The sequence below is a fragment of the Tumebacillus algifaecis genome, assembly GCF_002243515.1.
GTDB lineage: Bacteria > Bacillota > Bacilli > Tumebacillales > Tumebacillaceae > Tumebacillus_A > Tumebacillus_A algifaecis.
The window spans coordinates 320272-341359 of record NZ_CP022657.1 but is presented as its reverse complement, the minus strand read 5'-3'; the positions used below and the strand labels follow the sequence as shown (position 1 = coordinate 341359).

Sequence of the window (21088 nt, the reverse complement as noted above, 5' to 3'; positions counted from 1 at the left end):
GTTCTCTTCTCCGTTATTTCGCGAGGATATCAAGCGAGATGTCGAGCGACTTGATCGAATGGGTCAAGGCGCCGATCGAAATGTAATCGACACCGGTCTTGGCGATATCGACGATCGTCTCTTCGGTCACGCCGCCAGACGCTTCGATCAATGCGCGTCCGGCGATCTTTTCGACCGCTTCGCGCATCGTTTCGAACGTCATGTTGTCCAACATGATGATGTCCGCTTTCACTTCGAGCGCTTCATCGATCTGCTCCAAGGACTCCACTTCCACTTCGACGCGCATCGTGTGCGGGATCTGGTGGCGGGCTGCCATGATTGCCTGTTTGACGCCACCTGCGATCTCGATGTGGTTATCTTTGATCAGCACAGCATCGAACAGACCGAAGCGATGGTTGCGGCCACCGCCGATGACGACCGCATATTTTTCCAAGGCGCGCAGGCCCGGTGTGGTTTTGCGGGTATCGACGATCTTCGCGTTGTAGTAGCGCACCAACTCGACAAACTTAGAAGTGCGGGTAGCAATCCCCGACATGCGTTGCAGGAAGTTGAGCGCGACGCGCTCAGCGATCAGAATCGAGCGCGCGGAGCCGAACACTTCCATCAGCGGAGTGCCTTTGGCCACCGCATCACCATCTGCGACGAGCCGTTTGATCTCCAGGGTCGGATCGACCAGTTTGAAGGCGACCTCTGCCACATCAAGCCCGGCGATGACGCCAGGCTCTTTGGCAAGCAGGGTGCCGTGGCCCGCTTTGTCTCTGGAAACGATCGAGTTGGTCGTGATGTCACCAGAACCGATATCTTCTTCAAGAGCGGCACGCACCGCTCGTTCAATTACACGCTCATCTAGCAGCATATTAGCACCTCTCTTCGATTACACCCACATCCCGTTGGAAGATGGTGTGTTTCAGCCAGGAGTCTTTTGCTTTCGGAAAATCATTGCGGTAATGACCGCCGCGACTCTCTTCGCGCAGCAGAGCAGCTTGCGTCGTCAAAAGGGCCGCCGTCAGCAGGTTGATAAACTCCCAGTCCCCTTTTTTGCTATAGGTTTGAGAGAGCATCGGGACATATCTGCCCAGTTCGGACAAGGCCCGCTCCAAGGAATCGCGGGTGCGCTTGACGCCGACGTGGCGCACCATCACTTTTTGCAGATGGAGGCGGCGGTTGTCAATTTTCTCAATCGGGCTTTGCATGACCCGCTCCGTTTGTGGCAGCGCGATCAAGTCGCCCGTGTCAGTCTGTAAGAACTCTTCGATGCGTTCGGCGATGCGTTTGCCAAAGACGATCGCTTCGGACAGCGAGTTGGAAGCGAGGCGGTTGGCGCCGTGCACCCCCGTGCAGGACACTTCACCGCAGGCAAACAGCCTTCTGACATTCGTTTCGCCATTGAGATCGGTCTTTACACCGCCCATCACGTAATGCGCGGCTGGCGCGACCGGAATCCAATCGGTGGTCAGGTCGAGACCGTATTGCAGACAGAACTCATAGATCGTCGGAAAACGCGACTTGATCAATTCGTCAGGCTGATGCGTGATGTCAAGGTAGATGAACGTCGCTTTTGTTTTCTCGATCTCCGAGACGATGGCCCGGGCCACGATATCGCGCGGGGCCAGTTCGGCCAGCTCATGATAAGCGGGCATGAAACGCTCGCCTGCGATGTTGCGTAGCACCGCCCCTTCTCCGCGCAGTGCTTCGGAGATCAGAAAGCGCGGGGCGCCCGGATAATTCAAAGTCGTCGGGTGGAACTGGATGAACTCCAAGTCCTGCAGCTGTGCACCCGCTCGGTATGCCATGGCAAAACCGTCTGCAGTGGTGACAGAAGGGTTGGATGTGTAGCGATACATGTTGCCTGCACCGCCTGTGGCAAGCACGGTGGCTTGGGATCTTATGTAGTGCAGTTTGCCCGACTTTTGGTAGAGCACGCCTTTGCACGACCCGTTCTCAGCTGTGATCAGGTCGATGGCGAATGCGCCTTCAATCACTTGGATGCGCTTGTTGTTGCGCACTTGCACAGCAAGCGCGCGGACGATCTCAGCACCTGTCGCATCGCCGTTGGCGTGCAGGATGCGGCGTCTGCTGTGTGCGCCTTCGCGGGTGAGCGCGAGATGCTCACCGTCTTCATCGTTTTCCGTATCGAATTGTGTGCCGAGACGGATCAGGTCGTTTACGAGATCCGGACCTTCGTTGGCGAGAACTTCGACGGCGGCGAGGTCATTGAGACCGGCCCCGGCCATCATCGTATCTTCTCGATGCAAGTCAGGGGAATCGCCTTCGGCGATGGCCGCGGCGATTCCCCCTTGTGCCCGGTTGGTATTGCTCTCGGTGAGACCTTTTTTACAAAGGATGATGACGTTTGCATATTCGCTGATCTTTAGCGCCGTATACATGCCGGCGATGCCCGTGCCGATCACGACGACATCCGTGTCATGAGTAGCTACGTCTTCCGCCTTAAAGTTTACAAGGAATCGTGAGAACATCTGATGTGTCTCCTTCACCGAGTGCTCGAGGTTCGTGATGTCTGACTTGCTATGTGCCGCAGCTACTTCGGGACGATTTCAAGCATGCGGTCAAGAGAGCGGCGCGCCTTTTCTGCAACTTCCGGATCGACTTCGATCTGCGGCTGCATCGTTTCCAGTGCGCGAACCATTTTTTTGACGTTATGAACTTTCATGTTCGGGCAGACCATGTAACGAGAAGCGAAGTGGAACGTCTTCTCCGGAGATTCCTTCTCCAGCATGTAACGAACGCCTTCTTCTGTCGCGACGATGTAGTTTTTGAAGTCCGACTCGCGGCAGTATTTGAGAATGCCGGTGGTGGAGCCTACGTAGTCGCCCAGCGCGACAACTTCAGGACGGCACTCCGGGTGAACGACGATCGGTGCATCCGGGTATTCTGCTTTGAGCGCCAACACCTCTTCGGGTGTGAGCAGGTCGTGCGTGTTGCAGTAGCCTTGCCAGATGATCATTTTCTTGTCGGTGAACTGAGAGACGTAGTGACCGAGGTTTTTGTCGGGCACCCAGATGATCTCATCCGATTCGACCGAGTTGATCACTTTCAATGCGTTGGAGGACGTGCAGCAGATGTCCGTTTCGGCCTTCACTTCTGCCGACGTGTTAACATAGGCCACGACCGTCGCGTTCGGATGCTCCGCTTTCAGTTTGCGCAGACCTTCGCCGGTGACCATATCGGCCATCGGGCAGCCAGAGCGTTCGTCCGGCATGAGCACGATTTTATTTGGATTGAGAATTTTTGCACTTTCAGCCATAAAGTGAACGCCGCAAAAGAGAATCACATCTGCGTCGGTGTCTTTTGCCTTTTGTGCGAGGCCGAAGGAGTCACCGATGTAATCTGCAACTTCTTGCACCTCCGCACGCATATAGTAATGGGCGAGGATGATCGCGTTGCGCTCTTTTTTCAGTTGAAGTAAGCGTTCTTTGTATTGGTCGAGCTGTTCACGATTCGGTACAGCTTGGATGGTTGCCATCGCGGACAGTGCCCCCTTCTGTTTGGAAATGGGCTGATTATGCCTATTTTCTGTCATTCTAACGCTGATCGAGTGAAGTGTCAATTTGACATAATTTTGTCACAAAAGTGAGAATGTGCGACCTTTACTTAGTATACCCGCCGGGGCGTTTTTGTTGTCTGGCAGGATGTGGAGTTCATCCCCCGACGGGCAGGTAAACGTTAGAACAGGCCGGTGATCTTGCCTTCTGCGAGCAGATCCATGTTCATCGCGGCCGGAACTTTGGGCAAGCCCGGCATGGTCATGATGTCGCCCGTGATCGCGACGATAAAGCCTGCGCCTGCCGAGATTTTCAACTCGCGAATCGTGATCGTAAATCCTTCCGGACGACCGCGCAGATTGGGGTTGTCGGAGAAGGAATACTGCGTTTTCGCCATGCAGACCGGGAGGTGGCTGAGCCCCATCTCATCGATGCGCTTGAGCATGGTCTGCGCTTTCGAAGTGAACTGCACACCATCGCCGCCGTAGATTTCGCGGACGATCGTTTCGATTTTCACTTGGATCGTGTCCTCTTGGTTGTACAAGAACATCAGACTGCCCGGACGCGTGTTGACGAGGTCGAGCACCTGCTGTGCCAATTCAAGGCCGCCCGCGCCACCTTTGGTGAACACTTCGGAGAGTGCGACCGGAATGCCATTCTCTTTGCACCAGTCGGTGACGACCGCGATCTCTTCTGGGCTATCGGTCGGGAATTGGTTGATCGCGACCACGACCGGAACGTTGAACATCTGGACGTTTTCGATATGTTTGGACAGGTTGGAGAGCCCTTCGCGCACCGCCTCAGCATCGGGCGTTGCCAGCGCCGATTTGTCGATGCCACCGTGCATTTTCAAAGCGCGGATCGTGGCGACGACCACAGTTGCTGCCGGGGACAGCCCGGCTTGACGGCATTTGATGTGGAAGAACTTTTCAGCTCCCAGATCTGCGCCAAAGCCCGCTTCGGTGACGACATAGTCGGCCAGCTTAAGCGCCATTTTGGTCGCGATCACCGAGTTGCAGCCGTGGGCGATGTTGGCAAACGGCCCGCCGTGTACGAGGGCTGGCGTGTGTTCGAGCGTTTGCACCAAGTTCGGCTGGATCGCGTCTTTGAGCAGGACGGCCATCGCCCCTTCGGCACCGAGGTCGGCGACGGTGATCGGCGCTTTGTCCGCGTTGTAACCGATGATCATTTTTTTGAGGCGCTCTTTGAGGTCTTGTTCATCCTGCGCCAAGCACAGAACGGCCATGACTTCGGAGGCGACGGTGATATCGAACCCGCTCTCCCGCGGCACGCCATTGGCAGGGCCACCCAGACCGACAACGATCTGGCGGAGGGCGCGGTCGTTCATGTCGAGCACGCGATTCCACGCGATGCGGCGCACATCAAAGCGCAGCGCGTTCCCTTGGTGGATGTGGTTGTCGATCAAAGCGGCCAGCAGATTGTGCGCCGAGGTGATCGCGTGAAAATCTCCGGTGAAATGCAGGTTGATGTCCTCCATCGGGACGATCTGCGAATAACCGCCGCCCGCCGCACCGCCCTTCATGCCAAATGACGGCCCGAGAGAGGGCTCGCGCAGGCAGATCATCGCGTTTTGGTCGGTGTTTTCGAGCAGTTGACCGAGCGCTTGGCCAAGCCCGACGGTCGTCGTCGATTTACCTTCGCCAGCAGGAGTTGGCGAGATCGCGGTGACGAGGATCAGTTTGCCATCCGGTTTGTGCTCGAGACGGCGGTAGACGTCGAGGGAGATCTTCGCTTTGTATTTACCGTATTGTTCGATGTCTTCGGCGGACAGACCCACTTGTGCTGCGATCTCGTGGATCGGCTTTAACTTGGAAGCTTGGGCAATCTCGATATCCGATTTCATTCGTTGTTCGGTTGACATAGAATCGACGCTCCTTTATTTTCACATCCGGTGATCAAAGTTGAGCAGTTGCTTGGGCAGGCATAATTTCCCGATATCATGAAGCAGAGTGCCGACCCCAAGGTCGAGCAACTGCTGTTCTGGCAAGCCGTATTCGATGCCGAATCGCCAGCGCGACCAAAGCGACGTTGACCGAGTGATGGTAGAGAAAGCCATCGCTGGCATACATTGTGGAAGCGCAAAGCAGTAAGCCAAGCTTGCTTTTCATCTCCTGAAGCACCGTATCAAAAAGCTGGCGGATGTTGCGTCCGTTCAGGTCTTGATAAAAGAGGCGCGGGTGTTGCTCCGCTTCCATGACGCTTTGCAACGTGCTGTAAACAAAATGCAGTGCCTCTTGGCGCGAGTCGAGTGCCTGTCGTGATGTTATGCAGCGATGCAATTCATAAGTGGCCGTGCTCATCTTCCAAAAAAACACCTGTCGAAGGAGCGACAGGTGTTTTTTCTAAAGTCTCCAGTTTTACTGCTCTTTATTCTCATCATCCTGCTGTTCAGACTCCGGCGCTTCCACTTCCGCCTTTTCTAAATCAGGTCCAGAGGAGGCGATGTTGACCTTGATGCCAGGAACGGAACCGTCTGGCAACTTGCCCGTCTCCATCAGGGCGTCGATCGTTTCTTTGTCGATCGTTTCCTTTTCGAGCAGGACGGTGGCCAGCAGATCGAGTTGATCACGGTGCGTGGTCAACACCTCTTTGGTGCGGTTGTAGCATTGATCGACGATGCTGCGCATCTCTTGGTCGATCTCAAGCGCCACCGTATCGGAGTAGTTCTGGTCGTGCGAGATGTCGCGGCCCAAGAATACGTTGCCGCCTTGACGGTGACCGTATTGCAGATTGCCAAGCTTGTCGCTCATCCCGTACTCGGTGATCATGCGACGCGCGATATCGGTGACGCGCTCCAGGTCGTTGTGCGCACCAGTCGAGATCTCATCGAGGACGATCTCTTCGGCAACGCGGCCGCCGAGCAGTCCAGAAATCTTATCGTACATTTCGGAGCGAGTCATGAAGAAACGGTCTTCTCGCGGGATCATCACCGTGTAACCGCCCGCCATGCCGCGGGGCACGATTGTCACCTTGTGCACCTCATCCGCATGTTCGAGGTGGTATCCGACAACAGCGTGACCTGCCTCGTGGAAGGCGACCAGCTTGCGTTCGTGTTCGGACATCACGCGGCTCTTTTTCTCAGGGCCTGCGATGACGCGGTCGATCGCTTCTTCCACTTCCTCCGTTTCGATCAGCTTTTTATTCTTGCGGGCTGCGAGCAGCGCCGCTTCGTTGAGCACGTTTTCGAGATCCGCACCGGTGAATCCCGGCGTGCGCTTGGCGATGGCGCCAAGCGGAATGCCGTCCGAGATCGGCTTGTTGCGCGCATGGACATTCAGGATCGCTTCACGGCCTTTGACGTCCGGACGGTTGACGGTGATCTGACGGTCGAAACGTCCCGGACGCAACAGTGCCGGGTCGAGAATGTCCGGGCGGTTGGTCGCCGCGATGATGATGATGCCTTCGTTCGCGCCGAAGCCGTCCATTTCGACAAGCAATTGGTTGAGCGTCTGCTCGCGTTCATCGTGACCGCCGCCAAGCCCTGCGCCGCGGTGACGACCGACTGCGTCGATCTCGTCGATAAAGATGATACACGGCGCGTTTTTCTTCGCCGTTTCAAACAGGTCGCGCACACGCGATGCACCGACACCGACAAACATTTCCACGAAGTCGGAACCGGAGATCGAGAAGAACGGAACGCCCGCTTCGCCTGCTACTGCGCGCGCCAGCAACGTTTTACCGGTGCCGGGCGGCCCGTTGAGCAGCACGCCTTTTGGAATGCGTGCGCCGAGCGCTGCAAACTTGCGCGGGTCTTTCAAGAAATCGACCACTTCGACCAGCTCGTTTTTCTCTTCGTCCGCACCTGCGACATCGTCGAAGGTGACTTTCTTCTTCTCTTCGTTGTAGAGTTTGGCACGGCTCTTGCCAAAGTTCATCACTTTCGAACCGCCGCCTTGCGCTTGGTTCATCAGGAAGAAGAACAGGATGAAGATCACGATGAAAGGTACGATCGACGTGAGGAAGGTAAACCAGATCGACTCTTTTTGCGGTTCGTTGATCTTGACGTTGGCCGTCTTCAATTCTTGGTTCAACTGCTGCGAGAACTCTTCGCTAAACAAGGCACGGGTGATAAACTCTTCAGTCGCCCCCTGCTCGCCAGCCATCTTGCCGGTGAGTCTCAAGGTAAGCCCTTCACTGGTGACAGTCAGCTCCTTGATGTTGCCTTGTTCCACTTTTTGAATGAACTTGTCATACGTAATTTCCAGCTTTTCCTGCTTCTCACCTGTGATGAAGTTTACAATCCCCACGGTGATCAGGAAGATCAGCAAATAAAAACCGGCATTGCGGAAAAATCTGTTCATTCCTTACCTCCTCTCGGCACCTCAGGTACCTCTTTCGCCCGAATCGCGTTTAGGATTGATAAACTTCCGGTTTCAACACCCCAATATAAGGGAGGTTGCGGTAGCGTTCCGCAAAATCAAGACCGTACCCTACGATAAAGTGGTCGGGTACAGAGAATCCGAGATAGTCCGGGGAAATCTCAACTTTGCGACGCTCCGGCTTGTCGAGCAAAGAGACAACTTTTACCGAAGCTGCGTTGCGCTGTTGCAAAAGGTTTTTCAAATAATGCAGGGTAAGTCCCGTGTCGATGATGTCTTCCACGATTAAGACGTGACGGTCTTCGATGCTCTTGTCGAGGTCCTTGATGATCCGCACAACTCCTGAAGATTCGGAGGACTTGCCATAGCTCGAAACGGCCATAAAGTCCATCTCCACCAACATGCCGATCCGTTTGACCAAGTCGCCCATGAACATCGCAGCGCCTTTTAAGATGCCGATGACGAGCAGATTCTGTCCCTGATAATCGCGGGTGATCTGCTCACCGAGTTCACGCACTTTAGCGGAAACTTCTTCTTCGGTAAAGAGGATCTCTTGCACATCTGTATGCATAGGTTCGTGTACCCCCCTGAAAAATTAAGAGAGCCGCAGCGCCCGAAGGACGAGCGTCTTTCGCGTCTTGTTCGTGACTTTCGCCTGGCTTCCGCGACGGATGCCTACCACCCATGCGATCTCGCTGTCGATACAAAGTAGCGGCCACGTCATGCGCTTATGTATTGGCACCTTTGCATCAACAAATACATCGCTGATCAGCCTGGTGCCTTGCATTCCGATGGGATGAAAACGGTCGCCCGTTTCCCATGAACGTATGTATATGCAAGAACCGGACAATTCATCAGCGTCGAATTGGGCTTCCCAGGCGTCGGTCGGACGAGGCGGCACACCTTGTGTCACTTCGGCCTGCAAACGATGGTCAAAACCGTGCAGTTCAACGGGTAAGTGCAACGCACCTGTCAAAAGCTCTTGACCCAGCACGACTCGTGCGGGCGGGGCGGTCTTCTTGTCCGTCTCACCGGAATCTGTAACGCTTACAAATGCGCGGTTGTATTCACGCCGCACTTGCACCCCGCCAGGCAGGGACAAGCGGGCACTGGGCGAAGCGCCCGTCAAGAGGGAGCGGATGTTTTCGATATGTACTTGCTCCCACACTATGGTATGTCCGCACAGATAATATAATATTAGTGTAATTACCCGTCGTTGTAAAGGAAGGGGACTTACAACAAAATGTTCACAATTGACTTCAAGAAGCGCCGTTCCCCTCGTCGTCACCGCTTCGGCAAACCGCTGCTGTGCCAACTCCTCCAAATAGCGCTCATCTTCGCCTGCCAATCGGGACAGATTGAGCAGCGCCGATTTTACCCCTGAGTTGTAGTCGCGCTGAAGTTCGGGGAAAAGCTGTAATCGTATCTTATTACGAACGTATTTTAATGATGCATTCGATGCGTCTTCTCGATACGTGATTTCCTGCTTTTTTGCGTATTGTTCGATCTCTTCGCGCCAAATCGCCAGCATCGGCCGCACGACTTCATACCCCGTCTCCGTCCGTTTGATCGGGATGCCTGTCAAACCACGGGTCGCAGTGCCGCGCAGGATACGCATCAGCACCGTCTCGGCCTGATCGTCCGCATGGTGCGCGGTGACGAGCTTGGTGCGCCCTGTCTGTTGCGCGATTTCTTTAAAATAGGCGTAGCGCACCTCCCTTGCTGCCGCCTGGATCGAGAGTTTGTGCGCACTTGCATACGCACCGACATCGAACGCGCCTACGTAGCAGGGCAGCCCATAGTGCGCGGCCCGCTTGCGAACAAAATCGGCATCGCTTGCCGACGCTTCCCCGCGCAGCCCGTGATCGACATGGACGACGGCGAGGTCGAGCTCCCACCGCGCTTGCAACTTGACCAGGACGTCGAGCAGCACACAGGAGTCCACACCGCCCGAGACGGCGACGAGCACCCGATCCCCTTTTGCCAAGAGCGCGTGTTCTAAGGCCGCATCACTGACTTTTCCGAGCACGCTTCCCCCTCCTATCTTGACGCAACAACGAACCGGCCAGCACGAGACCTGCCGAGATCGCCGAGGCGATCAACATCGTCAGCGTCCCGCGCGACAACCCCTCCAGATAATTGCCCATCACAAATTCCCGCATCGTCGCCATCGCCGATGAGCCGGGGACGAGCGGTACGATCCCGCCGACGACAAACACCGTGACGGGCATCCGCATCATGCGAGCCAGCTTTTCGCTGGCCCCCCCGACGAACACCCCGCCTAACAGTGCGGCAAAGACAGGCGACGTCCAGAGTTGTAGCGAGATGTATTGGACGAGCCATGCGCCAAGCCCGACGCAGCCGACCAAGAGCAGCGCCTGTTTGGGGATCTGATAGAGCACCGCATAGCAGACGGTCGCTGAGAACGCGACGCCCACCAAGAGCAACACTTGTAGCACGCTCCGTTCGATTTCCATCAGAACACCCCCCGTGTACGCGAATCGCCAGCACGACGGCGACAGCAGCTGCGATCGCAAACGCGATCAGAAACGCTTCGGCCGCCCGCGCCACGCCGGAGATCAACTCCCCCGACATCAGGTCGCGCACGGCGTTGGTCACCGCCACACCGGGGACGAGCGGGATCACCGACCCGATGATCGTCGCTTCAAATTTGGTGGCGACCGATAGCTCGATCCCGATCACCGCGAGCGATACGCCCGCGAAGGCGGCGAAGAAAACGCAGAGAAAATTGGGCATCCGCTCTCCGAGCATGCCCAACACAAAATGTGAGATCCAGCCACAAAAAGCACCGACCACAAATTCCGGCCAACTCCCACCGAACAAGACGGCAAAAGCACCCGAAGCGAATGCCGAAGCCAGATGCTGATAGCGCAGGCGATACGTAAACGGTGTCCGTTCGATTTCGTCTAAGGTGGCAAACACTTCTTCTATGCTGACTTGGCCCTGTGCATACAGGCGCGAGATCGAGTTGACCTTGTGGACTTTGGTCAGATTGATACTCGACGACCCGGTGATGCGCAGGATGCCGGTGCGCGTGGTCTCCCCTTCGATCTCGACCGAGATAAAAATTCCGGTCGGCGTGACGAAGCTCTGCACCTGATCGACTCCGTACGCACTGCCGAGCCGCTTGATCGTATCTTCGACCCGCGAAGTCTCAGCCCCACACCTCAACATGATATTCCCGGCCCGCAGGCACAGGTCTAACGCCGTTTCTAAACTTATGCTCATCGCGTGTTCACCTGTTCCCTTAAAAATCGTTTTCACAGAGTTCGCGTTCGGGTCGTAGTTTCCTTCCGTCCCACTACAAAAAGATCAGGCAAACGACGCCGATGAGCACGGCAGCCGAGCCGAACAACAGCACATCGCTCCAATCGTGGGACGGATTGTCCCTCTTCTCCCGTTTTTCATGCTGTACGCTCGCATTGACCATCGGCAACAGCAGTTCCCGAAAGCGCGCCACCGTCTTCGTCCGCCCGCTCCACACAGACTGCAGCGCCTTGCGCCACGGGCCAAAACGTGGGTCGGCCGCCACGCTCTGCATCAACAATGAGAAATTGGGCACTGTCAGTGCGGCCAACTTGTGGCGCAGGTCGGGAGCGAGCAGGGCCACGACCATCATCGACAGCGCGAACACATCGTAAGACTCCTCCGCGCGGCGGCTGCCCTGCCCCCACCAGGCCCGGTCGTACCATTCGGTGTACTCCTTCACCCCGCGCCCAAACGGCGTCACCCCACCAAAATCGACCAAGCGCAGACGTCCGCGCTGCTCATCGACCAGACAGTTCTCCACCTTCAAGTCGCCAAAACAGAAGCCGAGCTGATGCATCTGCTCCAGATAGGTACACAGTTGGAGCATCAGGACGCTCGTCCAGTGCCGACCCCTTTTTTTCAAAAATGGGGGTAACGCCGTGCCATGCACCTGTTCCATCACGTAAAAGAACGCCTTGCCCCGCGGCGTGCTCACATCATCCAAGTCAAAGACGAGCGGCCCGAGGTCGATGCCCCGGGCCGCCCCTTGCAGCTGTTGCAATATTTTATGTTCCAGCGCGATGTCACTCGACTGAGGCGACACTTTTAGCGCCAGCCGTTCTCCGTTCGTTTTGCGCACGCGGTACACTTCGCCGTTGGCCCCGCGACCGAGCAACCCTTCGACGAGGTAGCTCCGCTTGTTCCAGACGCCTCTTACCACTTCTCCACTGCAAAACAGCGGCTTAGATGACGTAGGCTGCCATGTCGCCATCGCGGTCGTCCTCTTCACGGTAGGGAGTCAGATCGGGCTTGGCGTTCCCAGCGAACAGTTGCAAAGCGCGCTCGATCGCAGGTCCGGTCGGCGTGCCACCTTGGGCGCGCAGGTCGTTGGAAAGCTTGTTCAGATTGGGTGCGGCGCTGAAGTCGGCCAGCACGCACACATCTTCTTTCGAGGAGCCGGGGAACGAGAGGATCGCCACCTGATGCGCGCCTTTCCTCACGTCGAGACCGATCTGCAGGTCGCGAATCGCCTCGCGCACCGTGGGCAGTTTGTCGTGCATCGAAGCGGACGTGTCGATTAGCAGAACCAGTTGCAACAACGCTTCATCGCCCATGCGATCAACCATCTCCGCCACCTCGGTGCGCTTTTCTGGCGGCAGACCTTCTGCGTCGGTGCCAAGGAGTTGCTTCAGCTCTTTGTTGACCACCTGCTGAATCGTCATCTGCACCGTGTGCTTTGTCATCATATGCATCGTCATCGCCAATTGCTTCGCTTCCACAATTCGCGACAGCCCACCGCCCGCTTCGGCGATCTCCGCAGCTTCGATCCGCCCAGCTGAGCCCAGATCACCGCCATCGACGATGCCGATCACATTGACCGCAATTCCCTGGCCATGCGCCATGCGGGCTGCCTGCACCGGGTCGCTTCCTTTGTTCGAACACCCGTCGGTAATCAACAAAATCTGCTTCATCTTCATCTTTTGCCACATATGAGTTCCACCTCTCCAAAGAACATGTTACGTACCATCTTTGCCGTTCCCGAAGCGGTCTAATCATCACCGTACAAGATACTATCGTTATCTTCAGAAAATGTGTGTCGATCCATTGCCACCCCCGATCAGTCGGCGCTCTGGAGACGCCGCTGTCAACTTCCACTTCCCCGTACCGATCGCCTAATCCACAGGTGCTCGACTGCACGCCCACCCACCATCACATAGCACATAGCACATAGCACATAGCACATAGCACATAGCACATAGCACATAGCACATAGCACATAGCACGAAAGGGCACTCCATAGGAGCGCCCTTTCTCGAAAAGCATACGCCTTGCCGACCCCTTCCACGTCCCGATCCGATGTCACAGTCAATTCATCGGCACCAGCTTCTCCGTTCCTTTTTCCGCACCTGCCGTTTTGTTCCGCTTCAGCTTTTGCACGCCCGGCAAGCGGATCGTCGCCCACTCCGGCTTGTATTTTTCCACTTTTGCGACCAACACGGTCATGTCATCAATAATTTTGCCGTGGTTGATCCGCACCGCCAGTTCGACCAGCATGTCGGCGATCTCCTGCGGATCGTTCGATTCAAATTCCTCGATTCGCTTTTTCAGCCAGCCTTCCTTGTCGTCGGTGTGCTTCGGCGCATCGAATATACCGTCCGACATCAGGATCAAGAAGTCGCCTTCCTTCAACTCTTCTTCGACCGTCTGGATGTCAATGTCTTGCAAGATTCCGATCGGCACATTCTCCCCTTCGATCGACAAAACGCGTTGCCCCCTCTTGATAAAGGACGGGGCTGAGCCGATTTTCAAAAACTCGGTCTTGGCTGTGAACATATCGATCAAAGCCAGATCCATCGTCGTAAAAATCTCATCTTTCGAGCGTAGGAGAAGCACAGAATTGACCGTTTTGATCGCCATCTGCTCCTCAAAGCCTGCTTTTAACAACTGCTGCAACAGCCGAATCGCCGCGCTCGACTCTTGCATCGCCCGCTCGCCATTACCCATCCCGTCGCTGACCGCCACGGCGAATTTTCCATTCCCCACGTCCAAGGTGGTAAACGAATCCCCGCAATGCAGGCGACCCTCCTTCGCCGCGCTGGCCACACCCGTCTCAATCTGGTAAATCTTCGCCGAGGACAGCGTCATCGTCACGCTGTTCTCATCCTCCCACACGCGTTTTCGCGACACGATGATGTTTTCGCCGATGATTTCGGACAACAGCGGCGCGATCAGCTTCTCCCCTTCTTCTGCCGATGCGGCTCCGGCGGAAGTGACTTCGATCTCCACTTTCCCTTCCGCAAGCGACACGATCTCAACCGAGCGAATCGACAGCCCGAGATGTTCCAAGGCAGCTACGATATGTTCTTCATGATCGACCGACACGTTGTTTTCCTTGCGAATCTCCTGCGCGAGATCACTCATGATCGTTCCGATCCCGGCCAGCTGTGCGGCCACCATGTTCCGGCTGTCTGCCAGTTGGTACTGCCACTGCATGTCCCGTTTCGTCAGCTCCACCGCCCGGTGCATCGCAGGCAGGATCTGCTCGGTGCGCACACAGAACTTTTTCAGCTCCGGTGGCAGATTGGCGCGTTTGACCCCTCCCTCCAGATCGATCAAAGTCGCCGTATCGAACAGCGCGCGATACGTGCCATAGAAATTTTTCTCCCAGCATTGCGACCGCTTGAAACAATCGGCACACACTTCATTGGCGACCACATCGATCGTTTTGTTCATCACCTCATCGAGCGGCTTGACCTTCGCGCTGGAAATCTGTGCGAACGTGTGGGACAATTCGTCAAACACGCTCGACACCTCGCGAATTCGCGTCGCCATCAGATCGCGAACCCGCCTCGTATAATCCTGCTGGGATAAGGAATGCTGATGCGTCCCCGGCACATAGCGCGACACCTGATCGATAAAGCTCTTCGGTGTGCAAAGCAGCAGCAAGAACGCCACCGCCGACTCTTGAAGCGCTGCGATCACCGTAGCCACATCGTTGACATAGACGGTCAGAATCGCCGTCCCCAGCACAAAGCCGATCCCGACTCCCATCTTTCTCATATCGCGAAGCAGACCTGCGAGCAAGCCGGAGAATGCGAGCAGCCCGATCTGCGTAGCTGCCAACATGTTTGCCATCGTCAAAATGATTCCGGTCACCACCCCGACCCCAGCGGCAACCCCCGCCCCGCCGATCAGTGCGAACAGCATGATCAGGTAGCGCGAGAATATATTTTCAAACGACAACCCGGCCACCGTCAGATGGTGGAACCCGGTCAGTACGGAAGCGAGCATGATCACCAGGCAAACGATCTCTTCGTTGCGCAACGCTTTGACACCGCGCTGGAAAGTGAAGATCGGCAGGGACTGGATGAAGATCAGGGTCAGCACCATCGCGAGAAACCCTTCGACCAGCGCCATCATCAACGAGTAGGTCGTCGTGTCACTCACCGCTGCGTTGGCTGCCATTCGCACCCCCGCATCGACGAGGAAGACGACAAATGGCACCATGTTCAAGGTCAGCGCCTTCTTCTTGGTCAACATCCCGTAGATCACCCGGTAAAAGAGCAAGGCGGTCACCAGCATCGGCCAGATCGAGAAGATGCCTTGAGCTGTCAGCGAGCCTGCGATCAGCGAGAGCAGCACCGGCTTGGCAGCCGACCGTTTCAGCCGCAAGATCACAGCGTAGAACGCGATCGAGAAGGGGGCGAGTTCTCCCAGTATCATCGCACGCCCGAGGAAAAAGGCCATGATCACCAGCACCAGCGTCCCGCGGTTGACCACCGCTCCGACTCGGCCTTGCAGACGCTGCCACCGGGAGGCGATCCTCCCGAGCGCCTGCTCCGCCTCGGCCTGACCCCCGCCCCCAAACGCCAGGCGTCCTTCCCACATCCGTTTCCACATGCTCGTCCACCATCCCGTCTCCTGATTTGAATGGTCTCAGGATAGCATGGATCATCAGCGATGTTTGTCAAAACGCCGCACCGCTAACAAAGAAAATTCCGACAGCTATCGGGGCTCCTCTTCGCGAACGTATGTCCGTGAATCGAGCGGGAAGCAAGCCGAGTCTACCGCCCATGATTGCAAGAGAGAACGTACATTCGTCGTGAAAAAGGGGGCTTCCGTCGAACAGTTCGTCGAAATGTCGGAAACTAATCTTCTGTTCGACACCTATTTTCTCGGGATGTAGAATAGACATGAAAGTTGAAAACTGGGAGGGCACCGCGATGCGCAAACCGTGGAACGAATATTTTATGGACCAAGCCAAGATGGTCGCCACCCGCGCCACCTGTGACCGCCTGCATGTCGGGGCGGTGATCGTGCGCGACAAACGGATCATCTCCACCGGCTACAACGGCAGCGTCGCAGGCGATGTGCACTGCCACGATGTCGGCTGTCATGTCGTAAACGGCCATTGCATCCGCACGATCCACGCCGAATCGAACGCCATCTTGCAATGTGCCAAATTTGGCGTCTCGACAGCAGACGCTTCGATTTACGTGACTCATTTTCCATGCCTGCTCTGCTCGAAGCAGATCATTCAGGCGGGTATAAAGGAGATCTACTACACCGAAGGGTATCGGATCGACGAGTATGCGGTCGAACTGTTGCAGCGGGCTGGTGTGGCGATTGAGCAGATCGTCCCGCAAGCAGAGTAGTCTCGGATGAAAGCAGCTCGAGCAGAAGTATCGAACAGACGTTGGAGCTAAGCGCCAACGTCTGTTTTTGTCTCCCCAGACCGTGCGATCTGAGCAAATGCATTCCCTGACGCAAATCGGTCTTGCTGTGCCAGTTTCGCTCCGCTCGCTCGATTCAATTGCCAACAAGCAACTGGGCACCTTTCCAGTCCCCCTCGCATAGCCTAGAAGCAAAATCTTTTCACAAGGGGGAGGGACGAGTGCCAAGTTGGCTTCGGAACCAACTATCCCGAGCATTTCGGGAAAAAGACAAGCGATCGATCAGAATGCTCAACCGCGTTTTTTATAAATACCAAAACACACTCCGCCACGAGGAAGCGGGCACGGCTCATGGAGATGCGGAGTGACTGCCACCTCAAGCATGAACAGCACCTGCGACAACAGAGCGCACACATGGCAGATGGAACACCAAACCCTCGCTGTTGCCCGGCGGAGCGACGATGCAAAAAGACCCTCGGTCCTGAACCGAGGGTCTTCCCTATTATTTCAACAACTTCCCGATCATCTCATCGGCAACCGAATACGGATCGACCGCACCTTGTTCCACCTGAGCGATCTTGTTGCTCCACGACGCATCGCCGTGCATCAGTTCCTTCACGCGACGGGTCATCTGCCCTTCGATGATCGCCAGCACTTCGTCCTGACGACGCTTATGGCGACGCTGTTCCCAAACGCCGGAGGAGCGCAGGTACGCTTCGTGCTCCTGCACCTTCTCCCAAAACTCGGGAATCCCCTTGTTGTCACGCGAGATGGTGCGCGTCACAGGCGGACGCCACGGCACATGGCCCATCAAATCGAGCATGTTGCTGACTTCTCGGTCCGTCTTGTCCGTACCGGGCAGATCTGCTTTGTTGATCACAAACAGGTCTGCGATCTCCATGATGCCCGCCTTCATCGTCTGGATGTGGTCGCCCGCCGACGGATTGAGCACGACGACGGTCGAGTCGGCCACATTCATGATGTCGAGTTCGCTCTGCCCCACGCCGACCGTTTCGATCAGGATCACTTCACAGCCCCACGCGTCGAGCACGCGCAGCGCCTCCTGCGTCGTCCGTGCCAGCCCCCCAAGCGAACCTCGCGTGCCCATCGAGCGGATGAACACGTCAGGGTCGAGGGCGTGTGTGCCCATCCGCACGCGATCGCCCAAGATCGCCCCACCGGTAAACGGCGAGGTCGGATCGACGGCGATCACGCCGACTTTCATCTCCTTTTCTTTGCGCAGATAGGTGATGATGCGATCGGTCAGCGAGCTTTTGCCCGCCCCCGGCGACCCGGTGAGGCCGACGAGGTAGGCATTTCCCGTGTGCGGGTGCAGGTCGCGGAGGATCTCATGCTTTTGCGGCGCATCGTTTTCGATATGCGTGATGGCACGGGCTGCAGCGCGCTTGTCACCGCTTAAAATCCGCCGAACCAGCTCGTGCATCCTATTTCTCCTTCAGGAGATGGCGTGCGATAACCATGCGCTGCACTTCGTTGGTGCCTTCGTAGATCTGCGTGATCTTCGCATCGCGCAGGAAGCGCTCGACCGGATACTCGCGCGTAAAGCCGTATCCGCCGTAGATTTGTACCGCTTCGACCGCCACTTTCATCGCCACGTCGGACGCAAACACTTTCGACATCGCCGACTGTTTGCCGTACGGAAGACCTTCCGACTCCAACCACGCCGCTTGGTAGGTGAGCAGGCGAGCCGCTTCGATTTCGGTCGCCATATCGGCCAGTTTGAACTGGATCGCTTGGAAAGTGGAGATCGACTTGCCAAACTGCTCGCGCTGTTGTGCATAGTCGGTCGCCAGATCGAGCGCGCCTTGCGCGATCCCGAGCGCCTGTGCCGCGATGCCGTTACGACCGCCATCGAGCGTCATCATCGCGATCTTGAAGCCTTCGCCAAGCGCGCCGAGCATGTTTTCCTTCGGCACGATGCAGTTGTCAAAAATGATCTCCGTCGTGGTCGAGGAGCGAATGCCCAGCTTCTTTTCATGCTTGCCGACAGAGAAGCCCGGGAAATCTGCTTCCACGATGAACGCGGTGATACCGCCGCGAGTGCGCTTTTCCATATCGGTCACAGCAAAGACGACATAGATGTCGGCCACGCCGCCATTGGTGATAAAGATCTTCGAACCGTTGAGCACCCAATGATCGTCCTTCTCCACCGCCGTCGTGCGCATAGCGCCCGCATCGGTGCCGGAGCCCGGCTCGGTCAAGCCGTATGCGCCGATCGAAGTGCCTTCTGCCAAACGGCGCAGGTACTTCTGCTTTTGCTCCTCGTTGCCGAACTTGTAGATCGGCCAACCAGCCAGCGAGGTTTGCACAGACAGCGTCACGCCGACCGATGCGTCGATGCGGGACAGCTCTTCCACCGCGATCACATAGGAGACGTAGTCCATGCCCGCGCCGCCGTACTCTTCCGGCCACGGAATCCCGCACAGGCCGATCTCAGCCATCTTGTCAAAAATCTCGCGGGAGAACTCTTCCTTCTCATCGCGCTCCATCGCGCCCGGAGCCACCTCGTTCAGCGCGAAATCGCGCACCAGCTTGCGGATCTCATATTGATCTTGCGTCAGTTGAAAGTTCATCTTCTGCTTCCTCTCTTTCCTACAGGCCCTTTAACAGGTTCTTCGCCACGACAATGCGTTGGATCTGGTTGGTGCCCTCGTAGATTTGGGTAACTTTTGCATCGCGCATCAAGCGCTCCACGGGATACTCTTTCGAATAGCCGTACCCGCCGAACAGTTGAACCGCATCGGTCGTCACCGACATCGCCGTATCGGTGGCATAATATTTGGCCATCGAGGCTTGCTTGGAAACGGGCAGCTTGGCTTGACGAAGGGCTGCCGCGTTGTAGATCAAGAGGCGAGACGCTTCAATCTTGGTCGCCATGTCGGCGAGCATAAACTGCACCGCCTGAAAATCGGCGATCGGGCGGCCAAACTGCTCGCGCTGTTGCACATAGGCGCGCGCCGCGTCAAATGCAGCTCTGGCGATCCCCAGCGCCTGTGCCGCGATGCCGATGCGGCCGCCGTCGAGGTTGCTCATCGCCACCGTAAACCCTTGGCCTTCCGCCCCGAGCAACTGCGTCGCCGGAACCATTGCGTTGTCAAAAATCAACTCGACAGTCCCCGAGCCGTTCATCCCCATCTTGTGCTCTTTCTTTCCGATTGAAAAGCCCGGCGTTTCGCGCTCGACGATAAACGCCGACACGCCTTTCGCTCCCGCCTCCGGATCGGTCACCGCAAACACGATGAAGATGTCGGCCACTTCACCGTTGGTGATAAAGATCTTCGAGCCGTTCAGCACATAGGTATCACCTTGCTTCACCGCGCGGGTGCGGATGCCCGAAGCGTCCGACCCAGCGCCTGGCTCGGTCAAGCCGAACGCGCCGATCAGTTCGCCTGCCGCCAGACGCGGCACATATTTTTGCTTCTGCTCATCCGATCCAAAATTTAAGATCGGCATCGTGCCCACCGAGGTATGTACAGCCAAGATCACACCGACCGAAGCGGACGCGTAGGAAATCTCTTCGATCGCCAGCATGTACGACGTAAAGTCGGCCCCTACTCCATCATACTCCTCTGGAATCGGAATCCCAAGCAGGCCGAGCTCACCCATTTTGCGAATCAGTTCGATCGGAAACTCGTCGCTTGCGTCCAGTTCTGCCGCGAGCGGTGCAATTTCATTTTGTGCAAAATCGCGTACCATCTGCTGCAGATCGCGCTGGTCTTTTGTCAGGTTGAAATCCATCTCTCCCAAGCCCCCCTCGCCTATCTGCCTTTAAATTCTGCTTGGCGTTTTTCCAAGAAAGCTGCCATGCCTTCTTTTTGATCTTCGGTCGAAAACGACAGCCCGAACAGCTCCGACTCATATTGCAGAGCGCGAGACAGATCCATGTTCATGCCTTCGTTGACACCCTGTTTGGACATGCGCACCGCCAATTGGCCTTTGGAAGCGATTTTTTGTGCCATCTCCAGCGCTTTGTTCAGCAACTCTTCCGGTTCGACCACCTGATTGACCAGACCGATCTGATAGGCGCGCTCCGCCCCGATCACATCGCCTGTGAACAGCAGTTCTTTGGCGATTGCAGGCCCGACCAGACGCGGCAGGCGCTGTGTGCCGCCAAAGCCTGGCGTGACGCCTAAGTTGACTTCTGGCTGGCCAAATTTCGCTTTGGTCGATGCGATCCGGATGTCACAAGCCATCACCACTTCACAGCCGCCGCCGAGCGCAAACCCGTTGACCGCCGCAATCGTCGGCTGCGGAATCGTCTCCAGCTTGGAGATGTTCTTCATGCCGCTTACCGAGAACGTTCGGCCTTCGATCGCCGTAAAGTTCTGCATTTCCGCGATGTCCGCACCTGCCGCAAACGCTTTCTCTCCGCCGCCGGTGATGACGACCACATGGATCGCCTCATTTTTCGCGATATCATCAAGCAATGCACCCATCTCATCGAGCAACGCCGAGTTCAACGCATTCAGCGCTTTCGGGCGGTTCAACGTGATGATCCCGACCCCATCGCGCACTTCGAACAACAAGTTTTGAAATTCCATAACCGTATGACCTCCCGTGC

At 56.5% G+C, this 21088-nt stretch carries 18 protein-coding genes and 1 pseudogene; 2 read left to right on the top strand and 17 right to left on the bottom strand.

The window, feature by feature from the left end; all coding sequences use genetic code 11:
* Window positions 1–13: 13 nt before the first annotated feature.
* The 13 genes and pseudogenes from nadC to spoIIE form a co-directional block, all read right to left on the bottom strand.
* Window positions 14–856, bottom strand: coding sequence for a carboxylating nicotinate-nucleotide diphosphorylase (nadC, locus tag CIG75_RS01705; RefSeq protein ID WP_094235072.1), 843 nt, complete (start codon window positions 854–856; stop codon window positions 14–16).
* 1 nt (window position 857) lies between these two features.
* On the bottom strand, window positions 858–2477 hold the full coding sequence (nadB, locus tag CIG75_RS01700; RefSeq protein ID WP_094235071.1) for an L-aspartate oxidase: 1620 nt from the start codon (window positions 2475–2477) through the stop codon (window positions 858–860).
* Between the two features lie 62 nt (window positions 2478–2539).
* Entirely contained in the window at window positions 2540–3484 is a 945-nt protein-coding gene (gene nadA / locus CIG75_RS01695; protein ID WP_094235070.1) for a quinolinate synthase NadA, read from the bottom strand.
* Between the two features lie 200 nt (window positions 3485–3684).
* Window positions 3685–5385 carry a formate--tetrahydrofolate ligase gene (locus tag CIG75_RS01690; protein ID WP_227874325.1) on the bottom strand — a complete coding sequence of 567 codons (1701 nt, stop codon included), beginning with the start codon at window positions 5383–5385 and terminating at the stop codon, window positions 3685–3687.
* Window positions 5386–5461: 76 nt separating this feature from the next.
* A complete protein-coding gene (locus CIG75_RS01685) occupies window positions 5462–5824 on the bottom strand; it encodes an HD-GYP domain-containing protein (RefSeq protein WP_094235069.1) in 363 nt (120 codons plus the stop codon).
* 57 nt (window positions 5825–5881) lie between these two features.
* Window positions 5882–7825: an ATP-dependent zinc metalloprotease FtsH gene (gene ftsH, locus CIG75_RS01680; protein WP_094235068.1), complete on the bottom strand. Its 1944-nt coding sequence runs from the start codon at window positions 7823–7825 to the stop codon at window positions 5882–5884.
* Window positions 7826–7874: 49 nt separating this feature from the next.
* Complete coding sequence (gene hpt / locus CIG75_RS01675) at window positions 7875–8414, bottom strand: hypoxanthine phosphoribosyltransferase (RefSeq protein ID WP_094235067.1); 540 nt, start codon at window positions 8412–8414, stop codon at window positions 7875–7877.
* A 24-nt stretch (window positions 8415–8438) separates the two neighbouring features.
* On the bottom strand, window positions 8439–9872 hold the full coding sequence (gene tilS / locus CIG75_RS01670) for a tRNA lysidine(34) synthetase TilS (RefSeq protein ID WP_094235066.1): 1434 nt from the start codon (window positions 9870–9872) through the stop codon (window positions 8439–8441).
* Complete coding sequence (locus tag CIG75_RS21570; RefSeq protein ID WP_094235065.1) at window positions 9853–10320, bottom strand: threonine/serine exporter family protein; 468 nt, start codon at window positions 10318–10320, stop codon at window positions 9853–9855. The genes tilS and CIG75_RS21570 overlap by 20 nt, the downstream gene beginning before the upstream one ends.
* A gap of 40 nt (window positions 10321–10360) precedes the next feature.
* Window positions 10361–11092: pseudogene (locus tag CIG75_RS21565) on the bottom strand (threonine/serine exporter family protein); the annotation flags it as partial.
* Between the two features lie 73 nt (window positions 11093–11165).
* The gene (locus CIG75_RS01655; RefSeq protein ID WP_094235064.1) at window positions 11166–12104 is read right to left on the bottom strand and encodes a serine/threonine protein kinase; all 939 of its coding nucleotides are present in this window, start codon (window positions 12102–12104) and stop codon (window positions 11166–11168) included.
* A complete protein-coding gene (locus tag CIG75_RS01650) occupies window positions 12076–12822 on the bottom strand; it encodes a vWA domain-containing protein (protein ID WP_094235063.1) in 747 nt (248 codons plus the stop codon). Before CIG75_RS01650 ends, CIG75_RS01655 begins: the two co-directional genes overlap by 29 nt.
* 376 nt (window positions 12823–13198) lie before the next feature.
* Window positions 13199–15733 carry a stage II sporulation protein E gene (gene spoIIE / locus CIG75_RS01645; protein ID WP_094235062.1) on the bottom strand — a complete coding sequence of 845 codons (2535 nt, stop codon included), beginning with the start codon at window positions 15731–15733 and terminating at the stop codon, window positions 13199–13201.
* Window positions 15734–16056: 323 nt separating this feature from the next.
* Here spoIIE and CIG75_RS01640 point away from each other — a divergent pair, with 323 nt between their 5' ends.
* Together CIG75_RS01640 and cmpA are read left to right on the top strand one after the other, a co-directional pair.
* Window positions 16057–16488, top strand: a complete 432-nt coding sequence (locus CIG75_RS01640; protein ID WP_094235061.1) for a ComE operon protein 2 — start codon at window positions 16057–16059, stop codon at window positions 16486–16488.
* A gap of 239 nt (window positions 16489–16727) precedes the next feature.
* Window positions 16728–16874 (top strand): cortex morphogenetic protein CmpA, encoded by a 147-nt coding sequence (gene cmpA, locus CIG75_RS01635; RefSeq protein ID WP_094235060.1) that lies wholly within the window; start codon window positions 16728–16730, stop codon window positions 16872–16874.
* A gap of 134 nt (window positions 16875–17008) precedes the next feature.
* Here cmpA and meaB read toward each other — a convergent pair whose 3' ends face one another.
* Genes meaB through CIG75_RS01615 form a run of 4 tightly spaced genes read right to left on the bottom strand, consistent with a single transcriptional unit; the run spans window position 17009 to window position 21068 of the window.
* A complete protein-coding gene (gene meaB, locus CIG75_RS01630) occupies window positions 17009–17950 on the bottom strand; it encodes a methylmalonyl Co-A mutase-associated GTPase MeaB (RefSeq protein WP_094235059.1) in 942 nt (313 codons plus the stop codon).
* 1 nt (window position 17951) lies between these two features.
* Window positions 17952–19100, bottom strand: a complete 1149-nt coding sequence (locus CIG75_RS01625) for an acyl-CoA dehydrogenase (RefSeq protein WP_094235058.1) — start codon at window positions 19098–19100, stop codon at window positions 17952–17954.
* Between the two features lie 19 nt (window positions 19101–19119).
* Window positions 19120–20265, bottom strand: coding sequence for an acyl-CoA dehydrogenase (locus CIG75_RS01620; protein ID WP_094235057.1), 1146 nt, complete (start codon window positions 20263–20265; stop codon window positions 19120–19122).
* Window positions 20266–20285: 20 nt separating this feature from the next.
* Complete coding sequence (locus CIG75_RS01615; protein WP_094235056.1) at window positions 20286–21068, bottom strand: enoyl-CoA hydratase-related protein; 783 nt, start codon at window positions 21066–21068, stop codon at window positions 20286–20288.
* Window positions 21069–21088 lie beyond the last annotated feature (20 nt).